Below are 16,223 nucleotides of genomic sequence, written 5' to 3' on the forward strand. Positions count from 1 at the left end.
GTGACGCTTCGCGTCACCTTCACTTATTTGGGTTTAAAGGAAAAGGACGACTAAATTTTACTTAGATCTATCGCCTTAGGGATACCATGTAAGTAGCTAGACATAAGTAAACTAAAAACCGAGAAGTTTGTTCCGCCCGCTACGCGGGCGGAACAAACTTTGGTTTTGGGTTTTAATTAAGTTGAGCTACTTATTAGAAGTAAGAATGTGTGGTGCAAAGTGTCGCATATCCTTAATTAATTTGATTAAACGTGAGTTCGATATAGCCATTTACGTCGTGCGAAGCACGACATAAATGGCGGAAAATGGTAAGAATCGCTAGCGATTCTTACCATTTTCCGCTTTCGTCGAATTGACGTTAATTACTCTAAGGTTGAGTGCTGATAAAAACTAATGAATTCGCATCTCCAGCAGGTTTTCAACCTCATAGGTCAGTTTCTCCAAGCTCCCATTTTTAAAATTGGCGATGAACCAATTTCTTTAATCTGGTTGCTCAAACTAGTTCTATCATTCCTGACAGTGTTGCTGTTCTCAGCAATTTGTAAACGCCTACTCAAAAATCGATTGCTGCCAAAACTTGGTGCAAGCCAAGGACAGAGAGAGGCGATCGCAACTCTTGGAACCTATGGTATAGGCGCACTGGGATTTGTGATTGTTTTACAAGTAAATGGATTGAATATTGCCCCTCTAGTCGTGACTTTGGGAGGGTTAGGGATTGGCGTTGGTTTTGGCTTTCAGGAAATCACCAAAAACTTAATCAGTGGATTAACGTTACTGATCGAGGGCAAGCTGCAAGTGGGCGACTATATCGAATTTGATAATTTATCAGGGCATATCAAGGAAATTGCATTACGTTCCACAGTCATCCGTACTTTTGATGGTGGTGATGTCGTAGTTCCGAATAGCAACTTAACAAGTAATCGCGTTCTTAATTGGAGCTACAAAAGCCTCACAGGTAAACTCCATTTACCTGTGAAAGTAGCTTACAATAGCGATCCTATTTTAGTAACTGAAACCTTATTGAATTCAGCTTACATGGAAGCATCGGTACTACATGAACCACCGCCAAGAGTTATCTTTAAAGGCTTTGGGGAAAGTGCTTTAGAGTTTGAATTGTGGGCATGGATCGCCCAAATTGATGAGGGTGTTTTGGTGAGAAGTTCTCTGAATTTCATTATCGAACATAATCTTCGTCAAGTGGGCATCAAAATACCTTTGCCGCAAAGAGATCTGTGGTTGCGAAATATCAATGAACTCCAGCAGATCTTCCCTCAATATCAAGACCTTCAATTATCAAGCAATGGCAAGGGTTCAGACCAATCCATTAATTTGAATCCACAGCCATCGCTTGCGAAAAGTTTACGTCAATCTATTTCCATTCGAGATTCTCTTCGACAATTACCTCATTTCAATGTTTGCTCAGATATTCATCTCCGCGAACTCATCGAAACAGGTTACCGTAAGTTTTTTGAGGAATCATCAATCATTTTTAATGAAAATGATGTAGGAACCCATTTCTATTTGATACTATCTGGCTCTATTGAAACTGTAGTAAAAAGACTGAATCACCATATCAAAGTTTACCAATCGGGAGATATCCTTGGTGAGGTTGCAATCATGCTCAATTTACCCTATACAAGTACAGCGATCGCTTTAGAGGATACGAGTGTATTTGTGATTAATAAGCATAGCTTTGAGCGCTTGTTACGCCTACATCCAGACTTAGCAGAAACCTTTACACAAGAACTAACCAAGGAAAAGAAAATCTACCAAGATATCCGCCAACAATTGCAAGATCTTGGGCTTCTGGGTATGACTGAACAGAATAAGCGATTTACTGACTGGGTAAAATCAAGACTGAAAGGCATTTTTGCTAATGAATAGCCCAGAATGATAAATATAGTTGTCGTCAGTCTTGTTAGAACACAAACCCAGAAGACGAGTTGCGGCGCTTCGCGCCGCAACTCGTCTTCTGGGTTTTGATCCTATTACAAATGGCGACAGCTATAAGACCAAAACACAAAATGGCTAAGCCATTTTGTGTTTTGGTACTATTTGCTCCAATTTTGTTCGGTTTCCTCATCTGCTGGAAATAGACATTCAACTCTGATCTCCTGAAGAGTAATATCATAGGGAGTGCCTAGGGTGGCGATCGTCGAGAAAAATCGTAAATTCAGATCATTGTGCTTAAAGTGTGTTGTGAGAATTAAATCATTGTGAGTGGATCGGCTCGAAGTATTCCAAAGCTCAAAAGCCTCTGGGTAACTCATGAGTTCGTCAAACAATAATGCGGACTGTTCACTCTCAATCGATGAATTTGCTTCACCATACACTCGTTGAAGTAAATGTCCAGCAACTTCTTCCCAATTAGCAACAAATGGACGTAGCCCCTGTGGATCGAAAGTGACTCTCATCAAATTAATTTTCCCGTCAATGTAGAAGAGCTTTTGTATCTTTTCGGGATCGATGAAAGTGTTGAGCAGTCGGGTTGCACCTTGATTGGCTAGGAGTAAATTCCAATAGCGATCAATCACGATCGCAGGATAAGGCTCTTGCTGACGTAACATAAAGGAGATCGCCTTACTAATCGATGTCATTTCAGGAGCCGACAAATCTGTTTCCGCATGAATAGGAGCAAATCCAGCCGCACTCAACATCAGATTTTGGTGTCTGAGCGGAACTTCTAAAACAGTTGCCAATTGTAAGATCATCTCTTGGCTAGGTTTTGCCCGACCTGATTCTAGAAAGCTGATGTGACGTTGGGAGACTTGGCTAGTAAGGGCGAGATCAAGCTGACTAAGACTACGGCGATCGCGCCATTGTTTAAGCATAATTCCAAAGGTAGTTGGTTTATGGCTACTGCTACCAGCCGAAGTATGGTCGATCATCCGATGCTGCATGACAAAGCTCCAGAGACAATGACTGAGATTACTTGGGTATTAATGGCTCTAATGATTGGAGGCGTAACTTTGGCTAGAACGATAGATGTTCTTGCCCGTTTACTTTTCCCCATTCGCACATGAGTTCCATAATCGGTTTTAAGGTCAAGCCATGAGCCGATAGCGAATATTCTACACGCGGCGGCGATTCTGCAAAAACTTGTCGTTCGATCAGTCCATCAGCCTCTAATTCTCGCAATTGCGAAGTCAATACTTTTTGACTGATGTCTGGCATCAACTGCATTAGCTCGCCAAATCTTTTACTACCACCTCTCAGCCACCATAGGATCACCACCTTCCATTTACCTCCAATGCGATCGAGCGTTAACTCTACGGGACAGTTATATTTCTTGGCAGCCATAACTTTCAGGTATAAACTCAAAAATAATCGTAATAGTATCTATTTGGTAACTAATAACCTTTGATGTTATTGCTTATTAAGAATAATGTATATCCCAATTATTGAAAAAATAATGATTAAAAAGTAACCAATCTTATATGCGCAATCGCTGAATTTGGAGCAGGTGTTAAGTAGCTAGGCATAAGTAAACTAAAAACCAAAAAGGTTGTTCCGCCAGCTACGCGGGCGGAACAACCTCTGGTTTTAGATTTTAATTAAGCACAGCTACTTAGCATGGACTTATCCAGAGCTTTTGCGAAGAACGGCTACTGATTTTGAAACTAATTAGCCTACAGAATGGGACAGACCAATGAAATTTGGATATACGATCATTTATGTTTCCGATGTGTCTAATTCGATCGCTTTTTTTGAAAATGCCTTCGGACTTCGCAAGAAGTTTGTAGATGATTCGGGAACCTATGGCGAACTCGATACTGGCGAAACGATATTATCTTTTGCCGCCCATTCATTGGGAGAAGCCAATCTTCCTCATGGTTATGTTGCCGCAGATTCCTCAGAAATGCCTTTAGGCATGGAAATTGCCTTGATAACCGATGAAATTGAAACTGCCCACAAAAAAGCGGTTGCTGCTGGAGCGATCGAAATAGCAGCCCCTAAAGCCAAACCTTGGGGACAGATTGTTTCCTATGTCCGATGTCCCGATGGAACTCTTGTCGAACTATGTACTCCTATCACTTAAAGGTAAAAAATCATGATAGAAACGCTAACCGACCTAGTCCCCGCCCAAGAGATCGCCGAATTTCCCGTTAATACATTTCTAGAGAGCATTGTTGTCGATGCAGATAATACTTTATTTATCACTAGTCATTATGAAGGCAAGGTCTTTCGCATTAGTGCTGATGGAGCGATCTCAACCCACGCAGCGATCGCTGGCAAAGCGACAGGCTTAGCATTGACACCAAATGGAGAAATACTGCTGTCAGGTTGGGATGAAAAGGAAACTTCTGTAGTATGGCTTATTGCTGGCGATGGAACGGTTGAGCTTTTGACGGAATTGCCCGAAGCCATATTTTTGAATGGATTGACTGCATTAGACGGGGATAATTACTTAATTGCCGATTCCTATCGCGGTGCAATCTGGAAATTGAACGTGCCAACGAAAACAGCTACTATCTGGCTAGAACACCCCGATCTTGCACGTACTTCTCCCGAAGAAGGCACTCCTGCCGTCAATGGTTTAAAAATTTACGACAATTTTCTCTATGCCTCTAATACACAAAAACAGCAGATTGTGAAGATTCCCATTCTTGCCGATCGCTTGGCAGGAGAACCAAAGATATTCCTCACTGGAGTTAATATCGACGACTTTGCCTTTGATATCGAAGGGAATCTCTACGGTACAACTCACATTTTTAATAGTGTGGTGAAGATTGCTCCAGATGGGATTGTCACTACTATTGCTCAACTAGAGCAGGGCATGGCAGGCAGCACGGCTTTAGCTTTCGGGACATCTGAAAGCGATCGCACCAGCATCCATGTCACGACCAACGGCGGCATGTCTTTCCCTCCTGCTACAGGGATTGAATCGGGAAAGGTGGTAAGACTTGAAGTTGGCATTGCTGGACTGCCATTGGTTTAAATCTTGTTATGCAAAACCCGCCCCTACTTCAGAAACTTCCACATAACGTCAGTGACGAAACAAATGAATCAAAGCGATCGCATGGAATCGGATGATGCCCCCGTAACTGTTGATGTCGCTCTCAATGTTAAGCCCTCTTGCGAGCAAGAATTTGAGAGCATCTTAACAGAAATGATTTCTGCTGCTGAAATGTTTGAGGGTCATCTGGGAGTAAATATCTTTCGTCCAGATGATACGTCAAATCTTCAGTATCGGATTGTATTCAAATTTGATCGCCTTAGTAATTATCGGCTATGGGAAAGTTCGGAAATCCGCAAAGGCTATCTCGAAAAGCTCAATCGATTGCTTGTAGATGAAAGTAAGCTTCAGGTTCTCACTGGGTTGGAAACTTGGTTTACTCTGTCCACCAATAAAGCAATATTACCGCCGCCGCGCTATAAGATGTTCCTTCTCACTTGGGGAGTTATCTTTGTCTTAATTAATTTCATGAATAGATTGGTAATCCCCAACCTCTCTTTTTTGCCATTGCCCCTAGTGACTTTGCTGGTTTCAGGGCTGATGGTGTTTGCGATGACTTACATTATCATGCCAAGAGTTACTAAACTTTTTGCTAAATGGCTCTATCCAAAAGCTTAGTAACAAATTCGATCTTTATGTGTAGGGTAAAATCCGCTAAAACACTCTATGAGGCTTCATTTAGCTAGATAAAACTCTATTCGGGTAATTAACCTGCAAAAATCTTGTTGTTACACTCATTTGTTGCTTTATGTGAAAAGTTATGAAATATTTATCTGTTTATACTGTAATCTGCAAGATAATATATTGTTAGGCAATAGGACTAAGCAGTATGCTTATTGATGAAAAAGTTAAAGCACGTCTGAATGAACTTATAGACATGGGAGAGAAGTTGCTTTCCACAAAACGCAGCCCTGGACAAAACGTCATAGGCGATTCAAGAGTTGATTCTCAGATGGCTTATCAATGGGCTACGAGTGTACAGAATTTACTTTCTAGAGCTTTTGGGGAAGACAGTGAGCACTATAAAAACTTCATAATACAGGTGAACAGTCATCTTACCTACTCTCCGACTTTTCGTGCTCAGGGCATTCTGAAGGCGGCGAAGGATGATTATGAGAATGGGTATCTATTTGATGTAAAGCAATTGATCGAAGCTGAACTTTTTGATGATTTTCTTGAACAGGCAATCTATCTGTATGATTCGGGCTACCATCAACCTGCTGCCGTCATTGCTGGCTGCGTTCTTGAAGATGGACTACGCAAGCTTTGCCTGACCAATGGAATACCCATTCCAGACAAACCTAAACTGGATCAGATGAATGCTGAATTAGCCAAGTCTGGCACTTACAATAAGCTGACTCAGAAGAGGATTACGGCGCTTGCTGACTTGAGGAATCGAGCCGCGCACGGCCACTGGGATCAATTCACCAAAGATGATGTTGATGAAATGATCCGTTCAGTAAGAAAGTTCATGGAAGAGCACTTTGCCTAAAAACCCATTGCACCATATTACCGCCCACTTGCGGTTCGGTGTTAACGTGAAATATCTTGGTTTGGGCGGCAAACGTTGACAGAGGAAGTTATACAAAACCTATACGACTGTTAAGGTTGTCTGCTTTTAGCCAAGTTTAGGTAAGAAAAAATGGTCAATTTTGTTGTTTAGTTTCGAGAAGTTATTGGCGATCGCAAAGTTAGAAAATTGATAGGCGATTCGGCTTAAATACATTAGGGCGATCGCACTAGATTTTCAAAAGTGCGATCGCCACTGAGCCAAGTGCGATCTGCTAAATTAGAGAAGCTCGCTACGAACATGATGATGCTTATGCTTACTACAATGCCTTGCTAAATAGCCTCAACAGCTTTTGTGCAGCACTTGAACCAAAATCCAAATATTAATGAACTGGAGTTTGAACAACGCTGTATATTTTCCGAACTTAAGTACAGGATTTTATTGAACCTAGGGATAATTCAAGAAATAGAGATCGCCTTAAAACAGAAAACTCAGCTATTTTTTAATATAAAGTTAATTGAGACCTCATCATTCCCCCAAAGATGTCCCATGCTCAAGCCTGTAATACTTACCGTTGATGATGACCCCGCAGTATTGCAAGCGGTGGCTAGAGACTTACGACAGCAATATGGCGATCTCTTTCGGATTGTACGAGCGGACTCTGGAGAATCGGCACTATATACCACCCAGCAACTCAAGCTTCGTAATGAGGCGATCGCACTGTTCCTAGTGGATCAACGGATGCCACAAATGAGCGGCGTAGAATTTTTAGAACAGGCGAGTGACATCTTTCCCGAAGCTAAGCGAGTGCTGCTGACTGCCAAAGCATAAAATGGCATAGCTATTTTGTGCTTTGGCATTATGAGGGTGATTCTGTTGCAAGAATGAATTTCAGAAATGCGTAGGTTTCAACTTCCGAAAGTCTCAGCATTTCACCTAAATGGTCAATGATATACTCACCTAATACTTCTCCACAGGCTGTACAGGTATATGTACCAAGCACGAGAATATCAATACTCAACTGACGAATTTGTTCTTTTAGCCATTGACTACGATGTTTCATCAAATCTTCAAAATAAGCTGATTCCATTTCTATCTCTAAATTGTTAGCTAAAGGTCACATATGCGGTACTTTACACCACACATATCATCAATAAAGTGTGTCAAGCCTATGGTTTGATACTCAACGCTTGTTCTAATTGATCTTCTGGAAAAGAAGTCACTAGATTTAATGGTAAAGGATCTCGGCTAATAGTTTTCGCATAAGCAGCCGTTAGATAAGCTTGGAATTCGGGTTGGTTTGAGAGATAGGTTTGAAAAAACGCAACACTTAGAGACTTAACGTAGGGATGAGCAAAGCTAGGATCGACTCCAATTAACGATAAAGGAATATTAAGTACCCCTTTTTCACTTTTCTCTAAAAACGAGAAATGAGTTGCTTGGGGAACGATCGCTAAATACTTGTCAGAACCCTTGATCCAAGTAAAAGGAAAAAGTTGCTCAGTTACAGTTGGTGCGATCATATCATCGCCACTAGCAAAGATCATCACTGGTAAATTTAAAGGGCGCAGTCCCTCACGATTAAACATCGTACTTCCACCAATGGGATTGAGAGTGAAAATTGCTTTGACACGAGGATCTTTTAAATCATAGTCTTTCGGTTCCAAATTGATGGCTCGACATTGAATTAATTTAGAAAGATTAAAAGAGGTTACATTTGGCTCAGGAACATCACAACTAGCTTTGATGCTATCAAAATTTAACCGCGCACCACCCAATGTCAAAACCGTATAGCCGCCGAGGGAATGTCCAATCAAACCAACATTTTGCAGATCGAGGCGATCGCTCATATTAGGCATATTCTTCGATTGGCGTTCGAGATCATCCAGCAAATATTTAATATCACGGGGTCTGAGGTAATGATCGCGAGGATTAGGAGTTCTTCCAAAACCTTTTAAAAACGCTCCAAAATCTTTACTGCCTGTCCCTGGATGCTCCAGTACGGCTACTGCATAACCGTGGGATGCTAAATGCTGCGATAAATAGATAAATGTATCGCGATTGGAAGCGAGTCCGTGGGAAATGACAATTACAGGCGCAGGTTTTGCAGTTCCTTGAGGAGTATATAGGGTAGCGCTGATTGTCATTTCCCGCTCTGGGTTCTGAAAGGTAAATTCTCGTGTTTGCCAAGAAAATTCGCCTTTGGTGGCAAGTTCTTGAGTCGGGATCGGAGTTTTACTGATCGCGATCTCATTCTCAGATTGCTTTTTTAAAGCAGCGATCGCTAATTCTTTTCGATACCAAAGTAGTGATAGTTCTCTATAGGCTTCTAATCCTAAGTTTAAATCCAACTCAATTGTTGGTAAGGGGAAACGCCGCAAAACATTAATTGGAGTCAACCCTTCAGGACTTGCGGCTGAAAGAATAATTGCAGATCGTAATGCTAGTAAACCATTTTGATAGCCATCACCTTGCAAAATTCTACCCAATCGATTCATTAGCACAAGTCCAATTGGCGAATAGGTAAACTGACTAATTGTGATATGGCTAATATCGTAGCGAGTGTTTAGAGCTTGTCTAAGTTCAGCCTGTTGGCTTGATGATAGATTATCCAGATAAAAGGCAAGACGTTTGCTAAGTTGCCCAGTTTTCGCAAAGGTTTCAAGATCAGAAATCGGAATAACAAACTGTCCAAAGGGTGGATACCAAAATGATATCTTTTCCGCGCTCATTGCAGGGGCTTGTTTAGGGATAGCAGAACCCAAAGCGATCACCACTGCCAAAGTAATCGCCGAGAATAACCGATTTCTTTGCATGAAGATACGTTGTATGTGTTGGCCAATATAGCAATCCTAAATGGTTTGTGGAAGGACACCCCGAAGGGGTGTCCTTCCACAAACCAAAAAAATCCACAAATGATATAGGACTGCTATATCTATAATTTTAGGTTTTGATTCAATACAAGTCAACCCTAGAAATTAGGCTAGACAATACTTCGAGCCACTTCTTCCATAAGTATTACATCTTCTTTCACATCACAAATTTTGATAGTTCTATAGCATCGCAAAAGATAGCTAGGACAAATCAAAACGAAAAAGATGAGTGGCGGTGCAAAGCACCGTCATTCATCTTTTTCGTTTTAAGTAGCTCAACTTAATTAAAACCCAAAACCAGAGTTTGTTCCGCCCGCTACGCGGGCGGAACAAACTTCGCGGTTTTTAGTTTACTTATGTCTAGCTACTTATATTGCTATGAAAGGTAAAGATAGGTGGCGCAAAGCAACATCTATCTTTACCTTTTTAGGTTTTGCATATCAAGTTTAAGGAAGCGATCCACTGCTTGATACATCCAATACAGAGGCATTTTAGGATCAGCGCTAGTTTTTTGAAATCCTAAAGCTCCTGCTAAAGCTGCATAATCAGGATGAATGATTAATGTGTACATATCCCATAGGTTCGGAAAATCTTGCTGCATTCTCTGGAGAGTTTTTTGAGAATCCAGCAAAAGACTAGGTTGAGAGATTTGACGATATTCAGCATCAATTACCCAACTTCGCACAAAAATGGACCGACAGGTTTCATCGCCAGCCAAAGCCATTTGAAATGGGTCAACATCAGCAACTTGACTCAAATGTAGCCCTCGACTGGGAGGTTCAAAAAACTTAATTTCGGATTCTCGTTTAGTGGGATAGAAAGCATAAAACCCAACGGGATTATGATTGTCACTGCGACGTAGTACCCGCAAGCCTTTTGCATACTGACTTGCCCAATCACGGAGAATATTGGCTATCCGATAGGTGACTGCATCATTATTGCGATTGAGCCAGTTGTAATTACTAGCTAACAAATTAGCGATCGGAATCGCATCGCTTCTCGGATCAAAGGCATCGATCGTAAAATCAACTTTGCTCTCCACACCATCAACCTTGAGCAACTCTGATAGAGGTTGAATTTTGATTTGGGTGCAGTTGCCATCAAATTGTTTTTGGATAAGTCCCAGATCAACCAACTTATTGAGCATCATCCCTGCTGAGCGATCGCCTCCACGATCTTTGTCGCTATAAAATACATCTGAAGCTTCCAGACAACTACATTCCACCCATCCTTGCGGAAAAGATAGTTCTGTAAGCGGTGGTTTTGGGAGTGCTTGTCGAGATTGGCAATCTTTCAAAAACAAATAGATCGATAGGCGTACAAAACATTCAGCTCTACGCCTTGTCATCCCAATCCGTCGCAGCAGCATTTCCACATAACGATGTTGGATGGTTTTGGGAAGCCATTGCTCAAGGGCTTCAGGACGAAATGTTTGTGATACCGACATATATAAAGCTACCAATGGAAACAGCACTGTCTTACAGCGCTTTGCGCTCAAACCCAAATCAAGAAAAATTTTAAAAACGTTGCTTTGCAACGTTTTTAAAATTTTTCTTGCGGCTCGTTTGATCGGCAATTGCTGTAACAAGGGGCTTAAGCCCTTTGTCTACTCTCATCTAATACCAATTCACTGAAGTGAGCCAACACTTTAGTGAATTAAAAAACAAACCCAGTAGGGTTTTAAGATTCCAAAAATGGCGTTGCCATTTTTGGAATTGGTATAACTATAGCAAGTTTTTTAAAAAAACTTCGCCCTACTTCGATTTACTTCTTTGAGATTCGAGGCGATCACTGCCTACTCGGTCAAGTCATTCTCATTACAGAGGTACAGGCTGCATGATTAGTTCATGAGTTTTCGGAGCAGCCAATGATTTCCGTCTATCAATGCAAGTCAGCATTTCAAAATCTACTCCGTCCATTAGTCCAACAATTGGCAACATGGCAAATTTCTCCTAATCAAGTTACAGTATCCGCAATTTTGTTGTCAGGATTGACAGGGCTAGCACTTGCGCAAAGTACACAATTCACTAGTTCTTTCCTACCCACAACCCCACAGGTTCTATGCTCTGTGCCGATCGCCTTATTAGTCCGTATGGCTCTCAATGCGATCGATGGAATGCTTGCTCGCGAACATAATCAGAAATCAGCATTAGGATGCATTCTCAATGAGATGGGAGATGTCATTTCGGACATTTTTTTATATCTACCATTTGCTCTAATTGTAGGTGTTTCTGCCCCCTTGATTGTCGGTATTGTAATTTTAGCGATCACCTCAGAAATGGTCGGGGTGTTGGGCTATGAGATTGACCATAAGCGTCACTATGAAGGACCAATGGGTAAAAGCGATCGCGCCCTAGTTTTCGGTGTCATTGGCTTGATATTAGGACTAGGAATTGAGCCTAGTCAATGGCTAACCTTCCTTTTAGTTGCAATTATCTTTCTTCAGATTTGGACAATTACTAATCGTATTCAAGGAATGCTACAGGAGGTAGAAGTATGGAAATAAATATGGGGCTAAACATTGCAACACCAGTGCTATATACACTTACAGGAATTTTTGGACTTCTAGCGATCGCCACAATGATCACCTTCGGTTTAGCTTTGAGTCATTGGGATACAGACTATAGCGAATTGAATGCTCGGATTAAATCTTGGTGGGTGATGGTCACAATTTTCAGTCTTGCCATATTACTCAAGCACCCTGTTTCCATTATTTTCTTCATGTTTCTAAGCTTCATTGCCCTGCGCGAATACCTTTCTCTAATCCCGATACGCTTTAGCGATCGCCGTGTTTTACTCTGGGCCTATCTTGCCATAATCATCCAATATTTCTGGATTTATATCGGTTGGTATGGCATGTTTCTAATCTTCATTCCTATTTACATGTTTTTGTTTTTGCCAATTAGAATGTTGCTCAATGGTGAAACTGAGGGCTTTTTAAATGCGATTGGAACACTCCACTGGGGACTAATGCTAAATGTCTATACAATTAGTCATCTCTCCTATTTAATCATGCTTCCAATTGGGGGAAATCCAATCGCAGGTGGCACAGGGTTACTAGTTTATCTATTACTGCTAACCGAAATCAACGATATCGCTCAATACATCTTTGGAAAGATGTTCGGTCGTCACAAAATCATTCCCAAAGTTAGCCCCAATAAAACTGTTGAAGGTTTACTAGGCGGAGTTTTGACGACTACAGGACTAGCGATCGCCTTAGCGCCTTGGTTAACTCCCTTTAATTTAATCCATTCAGCTTGCCTAGGACTATTACTCAGCCTGATGGGATTCATTGGCGATGTGAACATTTCGGCAGTGAAGAGAGATTTAGGGATTAAAGATAGTGGCACAATTCTCCCTGGACATGGCGGCATTTTGGATCGCATTGATAGCCTAACCTACACTGCTCCTCTATTTTTCCACTTCACCGTTTATTTCTACTATCAAGGGCAATTGCTATGAAGCGAATTCTGAGGATCATTTTCTTTCTGACCACAAAAATCATCGTTTTGATTCTTTTGGGATTACGCATTCAGCATCGTGAGAGATTACCCACATCAGGAGCAGCAATTCTCGTCGCTAATCACAATAGTCATTTAGACACGCTCGTTCTCTTGTCACTATTTCCATTATCAAAGGTGCTGCACCTCCGCCCCGTGGCAAATGAGCAGTATTTCCTCCAACAAAACCTCTGTTTAGCATGGTTTGCGCGTCACATTCTGAATATCATTCCTGTTGCAACTGATGCGGGTAACTGCCGCGAAAATAGTTGTCATCATCGCAACTTCTTTAAACATTGTGCTGAGGCGATCGCGCAAAATCAGATCCTGATTCTCTATCCCGAAGGCACGAGAGGCACACCTGAAAGCCTTGGTGAATTTAGAAGTGGCATCGCCCATCTAGCAAAACAACATCCTGATGTACCGATTATTCCCATCTTTCTCCATGGGCTTGGCAAATCACTGCCCAAAGGTGACTTTCTGCCTATTCCCTTAGTGTGCTGGATCTGTATCGGTAAATCACTGTACTGGAATGGGCAGAAGCAAATTTTCCTCCAGCAACTGACAGAAAGTATCCAGAAATTATCAGAAGAGAGAAAACTCTCTTTCTAAATAGCGTTACTAAAAAAGTATTCATAATGTTTCGGTGTCCTCTTACAAGAGGATTTGGAAACCAAATCCCTACATTTTTATACAAGTAGAGGCTTGGTCTCCAAGCCCTTGCCTCTGCTTTTACTCAATTTCTTTCCTTTTTTCAGGAGTTCAAAATGTTACTACAAAAATCATCCCCCACCTACGAGCAACTTCTCCGCCCTCTACCAATCTGGAATCCTAAAGCTTGGTACTACGGATTGATGAATCTCTCACTCCAAACGCTTGGAAAACTATCAAAAGGAATTCAGATCGGCTTTCAGTATGGCTTTGATTCGGGTGTGATGTTGGAGTATGTTTACAATAATCAGCCAAATGGAATTACGCCTCTGGGACTTCTCATTGACTGGTTCTATCTCAATTCTCAGGGATGGCGCGGCATCAGAGAGCGATCGCAGTTAATGAAAAACACCCTCCGTCGCGTATTGCAGTCTTATCAACAGCAAAATGTCCCTTGTCATTTGTTGGATGTTGCTTGCGGTGGTGGACGCTATGATTTAGAAGTGTTACGGGAGTTTGAGACTGGGGCGATCGCGGCAACCCTACGCGATTACAAACTAGAGAATGTCTCTAAGGCAAATCAGTTAGCGACTCAATTGGGAGTTACTGCCCAGATCGAGCAAGCCGATGCTTTTAATGATCAAGATCTTGATCGAGTACAGCCTAGACCGAATGTAGTAATTGTTTCAGGATTACATGAGATTTTGCCCAATGACGCACTAATCAAGCATCACTTTCAGCAACTCTATCGAATTCTCGATAAATCAGGCACATTGATTTTTACGATTCAGCCGCAGCATCCCCAACTAGAAATGATTGCACGTACTCTGCCTGCCCATACTGGGCTTCCTTGGGTAATGCGTGTACGCTCTTGGGATCTGATTCAACAATGGGCTGAAGCGGCAGGATTTCAAAACTTTCAGGTGCAAATGGAACCCAATGGAATTTTTGGAGTTGTGACTGCTGAAAAACTGTAGCAATGCAATTCTTGCGGCGCTTTGCGCCGCAAGAATTGCTTACAGTTCCATTTGCGCTTTTAGGTAGTTTAAAATTCTATATAGTTGAAAGCTTTTTATAAGATTAATAATTTCCCCTGTAAAAATTTGTAATCTAGCATCAGATCGTTCTAAATGTTGGACACGTTTATGTAGAGACTTTATATCACCGATTTCTGCTAGTTCCATTAACTCCAGTATTATTTCTCGATCAGGCAATGGAATTTTAGTGTTTTTTAAAGAGCAATTGGAAGCGATCACAGAATTACTAGAATCTTGATGGTCTTGTTCTTGACTTGCGACAGGTTTTACTGACTTTACATAGGCAGGCAAATCAATTTCCAACCAAAAATTACTCCCTTTACCCAATGTACTAGCTACATTTAGTTCCCCTCCCATCATTGCAACAAGCCGTTTACTAATCGGCAAACCTAAACCTGTTCCTGATTGTCTTTTTTCATGGTTGCCGACCTGCTCAAAAGATTCAAATATCTTAGGTAAATCCTCTGGCGCAATGCCGACACCGCTATCAATTACATCAAAACGAATTTTGTTATTAGTAGAATTTTGAACTAACAAAGTCACTGTACCTTTTTCCGTAAACTTAATGGCATTACCCACTAGGTTAAATAAAACTTGGCGAAGTCGCTTGGCATCACCATAAACCAGTTTAGGAATTTGACCAATGGTTTGATAGATTATTTCTATGTCTTGACTGCTAGCTTGTACTCGAAATATATCGATTAGTCTATTAAGAAATTCATCCAAATTAAACAAATCAAAATAAAGCTCTAATTTACCTGCTTCAATTTTAGAAAGATCAAGAATATCATTGATTAATGTTAGTAAATGCTCCCCACTACGTTGGATAATATCTAATCCATTTTGATGCATGAGAGGATCTTTACTCAATTTCAGAACTTGAGCATAACCGAGAATTCCATTGAGCGGAGTTCTCAGTTCATGGCTCATATTCGCAAGGAATTGACTTTTTGCTTGATTAGCACTATCTGCGGCTTCTTTGGCAATTTCAAGTTCATGAGTACGCTCTTGTACAAGTTGCTCTAAATTCTGATTAAATTCTTGGAGTTGTGCATTCAGCATAGCTAAGTTTTGATGACTTTCCGCAAGACTAATCATCATGCTATAGGCTCTCAAACTCGAAACTAAAGTTGTAAATAACTTCTGTTCTGTTAGCTCTATTTTTGATCTATAGTCATTAATATCGTAGTCCAAAATCACCGAAGATTCAGGAAAGTCTGCTGGTTGTCCTGTGCGAAGAATAATTCTTACGAATTGATTTTTGAGAACTTCGCGAATATATTTAATCGCCTGCAAACCTGCATCATTAGTTTCCATGATTACATCTTGAAGGATAACGGCGATGTCAGGATTCTGTTCAACAATTTTGATGCCTTCAGCACCAGAAAAAGCAGAGATTATCTCTAATTCTTTACCTGCAAACTTAAAGCCTTCAAGAGCAAACTTAGTAACTGTATGAACGGAGAAATCGTCATCACAGATCAAGACTTTCCATGTCAGTCTATTATGCAATGACGTAACATTCAATAACGTAAATTCATGACTAGCAAGAGATTCATGGTGCTGACTCTCTGGAATAGGAGAATCTTTGTAATCATCATTTAAATCTTCATTTGAATAAGATAATTCTCCATCTTCCGCTATGAAAATTAGTTCATCTGACTCTGTAGACATTTTTCTCTCTGCATAAATAAT

15 protein-coding genes and 1 pseudogene are annotated in these 16,223 nt (G+C 41.0%); 10 read left to right on the forward strand and 6 right to left on the reverse strand.

All coding sequences use genetic code 11. The annotated features are described in order from the left end of the window. Window positions 1-393 precede the first annotated feature (393 nt). The gene (locus tag ABM313_RS07415) at window positions 394-1,884 is read left to right on the forward strand and encodes a mechanosensitive ion channel domain-containing protein (protein ID WP_434687012.1); all 1,491 of its coding nucleotides are present in this window, start codon (window positions 394-396) and stop codon (window positions 1,882-1,884) included. A gap of 167 nt (window positions 1,885-2,051) precedes the next feature. Here ABM313_RS07415 and ABM313_RS07420 read toward each other — a convergent pair whose 3' ends face one another. Together ABM313_RS07420 and ABM313_RS07425 are read right to left on the reverse strand one after the other, a co-directional pair. Then, on the reverse strand, window positions 2,052-2,900 hold the full coding sequence (locus ABM313_RS07420) for a helix-turn-helix domain-containing protein (protein ID WP_434687013.1): 849 nt from the start codon (window positions 2,898-2,900) through the stop codon (window positions 2,052-2,054). Window positions 2,901-2,973: 73 nt separating this feature from the next. After that, window positions 2,974-3,300: a winged helix-turn-helix transcriptional regulator gene (locus tag ABM313_RS07425; protein ID WP_434687014.1), complete on the reverse strand. Its 327-nt coding sequence runs from the start codon at window positions 3,298-3,300 to the stop codon at window positions 2,974-2,976. Between the two features lie 349 nt (window positions 3,301-3,649). On the opposite strand from ABM313_RS07425, the gene ABM313_RS07430 reads away from it, so the two are divergent. The 5 genes and pseudogenes from ABM313_RS07430 to ABM313_RS07450 all read left to right on the forward strand — a co-directional run. Continuing rightward, window positions 3,650-4,039 (forward strand): VOC family protein, encoded by a 390-nt coding sequence (locus ABM313_RS07430; protein ID WP_434687015.1) that lies wholly within the window; start codon window positions 3,650-3,652, stop codon window positions 4,037-4,039. 12 nt (window positions 4,040-4,051) lie between these two features. Next, window positions 4,052-4,939, forward strand: a complete 888-nt coding sequence (locus ABM313_RS07435) for an SMP-30/gluconolactonase/LRE family protein (RefSeq protein ID WP_434687016.1) — start codon at window positions 4,052-4,054, stop codon at window positions 4,937-4,939. 51 nt (window positions 4,940-4,990) lie between these two features. Next, on the forward strand, window positions 4,991-5,575 hold the full coding sequence (locus ABM313_RS07440) for an antibiotic biosynthesis monooxygenase (RefSeq protein WP_434687017.1): 585 nt from the start codon (window positions 4,991-4,993) through the stop codon (window positions 5,573-5,575). A 211-nt stretch (window positions 5,576-5,786) separates the two neighbouring features. Next, window positions 5,787-6,449, forward strand: coding sequence for a HEPN domain-containing protein (locus tag ABM313_RS07445; RefSeq protein ID WP_434687018.1), 663 nt, complete (start codon window positions 5,787-5,789; stop codon window positions 6,447-6,449). A gap of 567 nt (window positions 6,450-7,016) precedes the next feature. Next, window positions 7,017-7,295 (forward strand): annotated as a pseudogene (locus ABM313_RS07450) (response regulator); the annotation flags it as partial. Window positions 7,296-7,326: 31 nt separating this feature from the next. Here ABM313_RS07450 and ABM313_RS07455 read toward each other — a convergent pair. The 3 genes from ABM313_RS07455 to ABM313_RS07465 all read right to left on the reverse strand — a co-directional run bounded on the left by ABM313_RS07455 (window position 7,327) and on the right by ABM313_RS07465 (window position 10,787). Beyond that, entirely contained in the window at window positions 7,327-7,557 is a 231-nt protein-coding gene (locus ABM313_RS07455; RefSeq protein ID WP_434687019.1) for a hypothetical protein, read from the reverse strand. 79 nt (window positions 7,558-7,636) lie between these two features. Beyond that, a complete protein-coding gene (locus ABM313_RS07460) occupies window positions 7,637-9,283 on the reverse strand; it encodes an alpha/beta hydrolase (RefSeq protein ID WP_434687020.1) in 1,647 nt (548 codons plus the stop codon). Between the two features lie 475 nt (window positions 9,284-9,758). Beyond that, entirely contained in the window at window positions 9,759-10,787 is a 1,029-nt protein-coding gene (locus ABM313_RS07465) for a hypothetical protein (protein WP_434687021.1), read from the reverse strand. 420 nt (window positions 10,788-11,207) lie between these two features. Between ABM313_RS07465 and ABM313_RS07470 the strand changes: the two genes are divergently transcribed. The 4 genes from ABM313_RS07470 to ABM313_RS07485 all read left to right on the forward strand — a co-directional run bounded on the left by ABM313_RS07470 (window position 11,208) and on the right by ABM313_RS07485 (window position 14,468). Further along, entirely contained in the window at window positions 11,208-11,846 is a 639-nt protein-coding gene (locus ABM313_RS07470; protein ID WP_434687022.1) for a CDP-alcohol phosphatidyltransferase family protein, read from the forward strand. Continuing rightward, complete coding sequence (locus ABM313_RS07475; RefSeq protein WP_434687023.1) at window positions 11,837-12,802, forward strand: phosphatidate cytidylyltransferase; 966 nt, start codon at window positions 11,837-11,839, stop codon at window positions 12,800-12,802. Before ABM313_RS07470 ends, ABM313_RS07475 begins: the two co-directional genes overlap by 10 nt. Next, window positions 12,799-13,452: a lysophospholipid acyltransferase family protein gene (locus ABM313_RS07480; protein WP_434687024.1), complete on the forward strand. Its 654-nt coding sequence runs from the start codon at window positions 12,799-12,801 to the stop codon at window positions 13,450-13,452. The genes ABM313_RS07475 and ABM313_RS07480 overlap by 4 nt, the downstream gene beginning before the upstream one ends. Window positions 13,453-13,607: 155 nt before the next feature. Further along, window positions 13,608-14,468: a class I SAM-dependent methyltransferase family protein gene (locus tag ABM313_RS07485; protein WP_434687025.1), complete on the forward strand. Its 861-nt coding sequence runs from the start codon at window positions 13,608-13,610 to the stop codon at window positions 14,466-14,468. A gap of 39 nt (window positions 14,469-14,507) precedes the next feature. Here ABM313_RS07485 and ABM313_RS07490 read toward each other — a convergent pair whose 3' ends face one another. Continuing rightward, entirely contained in the window at window positions 14,508-16,202 is a 1,695-nt protein-coding gene (locus ABM313_RS07490; protein ID WP_434687026.1) for an ATP-binding response regulator, read from the reverse strand. Window positions 16,203-16,223 lie beyond the last annotated feature (21 nt).

This window comes from Pseudanabaena minima str. Chao 2107, from assembly GCF_051131155.1.
GTDB lineage: Bacteria > Cyanobacteriota > Cyanobacteriia > Pseudanabaenales > Pseudanabaenaceae > Pseudanabaena > Pseudanabaena minima.